Source organism: Flavobacterium sp. XS2P24 (assembly GCF_030010285.1).
Classification (GTDB): domain Bacteria; phylum Bacteroidota; class Bacteroidia; order Flavobacteriales; family Flavobacteriaceae; genus Flavobacterium; species Flavobacterium algoritolerans.
In genome coordinates this window covers 1-1315 of the sequence record NZ_JASCRU010000081.1, presented here as the reverse complement: position 1 = coordinate 1315, position 1315 = coordinate 1, and the positions used below count along the sequence as shown (strand labels likewise).

General features: G+C 29.3%; 2 protein-coding genes and 1 rRNA gene. 1 reads left to right on the top strand and 2 read right to left on the bottom strand.

Annotated elements, in window-relative coordinates:
• Positions 1-4: 4 nt before the first annotated feature.
• Positions 5-114: ribosomal RNA gene (gene rrf, locus QLS31_RS16295) — 5S ribosomal RNA — on the top strand.
• Positions 115-227: 113 nt separating this feature from the next.
• Here rrf and QLS31_RS16290 read toward each other — a convergent pair.
• Both QLS31_RS16290 and QLS31_RS16285 read right to left on the bottom strand, forming a co-directional pair.
• Positions 228-500: a hypothetical protein gene (locus tag QLS31_RS16290; protein ID WP_282744715.1), complete on the bottom strand. Its 273-nt coding sequence runs from the start codon at positions 498-500 to the stop codon at positions 228-230.
• A 219-nt stretch (positions 501-719) separates the two neighbouring features.
• Complete coding sequence (locus tag QLS31_RS16285; protein ID WP_282744714.1) at positions 720-998, bottom strand: hypothetical protein; 279 nt, start codon at positions 996-998, stop codon at positions 720-722.
• Positions 999-1315: the final 317 nt, after the last annotated feature.

The following is a 1315-nucleotide window of genomic DNA, read 5'->3' as shown; positions in this document are numbered from 1 at the left end:
CTCTTAAGGTGGTTATTGCGGCGGGGCTCACCTCTTCCCATCCCGAACAGAGTAGTTAAGCCCGCCTGCGCAGATGGTACTGCAGTTATGTGGGAGAGTATGTCGTCGCCTTTCTTTAATCTGAACTCGTTTCAGATTCTATTAAATCCTTATCATTCATTTGATGAGGATTTTTTGTTATAAATCAATATTTTATTATTGTAATGTTCGAATTTAGAGGATTGTTATCATTTTTTAATCCTTATTTGCATGGCATAATTATAAGGATCAAGTGGTGTAAATGATATTTTCTCCTTTTTCACAAATTCAAAATAGCTGTTTATTTTTCCTTTTGTAAATCGTTGTGACCAAAATCTTTCTTTAGTAGCCGTAAAACTATCTTTTGCATCAGTTATTACTGTTATTCCCATTTTCTGATACGATAGTTCTTGCTTTTTTCTTGTATTTTCGTTGTCAATATAGCAGGCTCCAATTAAAATTTCTCCATTTGCATTCAGCATTTTATAGGCAAAGGTGAAAATAGTATCAAATTTTTTGATAAATCAAGTTTTTCGGATAATAAATTATAATTTTCAAAAGGGAAGTTTTCAGGATAAAAATTACCTGCTGTAAACCAAGTTGTAATAATCAAATCATAATGCTTTTGTAATTGATTTAAATTTACTGCATCTAATAAATAAACAGTTACTTTGTCTTCAATATTTAATTTTTTTGTTGCGTTACGGGATAAAGTAACACATGTTTCGACATAGCCAAGTACCATCATACAATTCAATCATGTCCCACATTTCTGGTATTGCATATAAGTGTTTTACTATTCTGGCATTTCCAATTCCTATATCTAAGATGGTTATTGGACTTCCTTTTTTAAGGAATATTTCGGTAATTACTTTCTTTAGTTCTATGAATTCAGCCCATTGAGCCTGCAACAACTCTTCGGATAAATAATTTTCATCAAATGATTTGTGTGCAGTATTTTCATTGTCATACATTTCCATAACTACTTTATTTTAAACTAATTCAAATTTAAAATTTAATCTGTCATAATGGAATCTGAAGTGTCTTTATATTTTAAGTGTTTATATTTTTTTAGATTCGATTTTAACCGAGTTAAGAGAAGTTTAATTTATAGGTTTTAAGTTTTTGTTCTGTACAATTTTTAAACATTAAATTGTATTTTTGGTAAACTATTTAAAAATATTTGATTGTCCGCAATTACCCATAATTAAATAAAAGGCTTATATTTGATAAAAAAAGAGCGATGAATCTATTCAATTTTACAGCAAATTTTGGGAGTGAAGAGTCTTGTAGACTT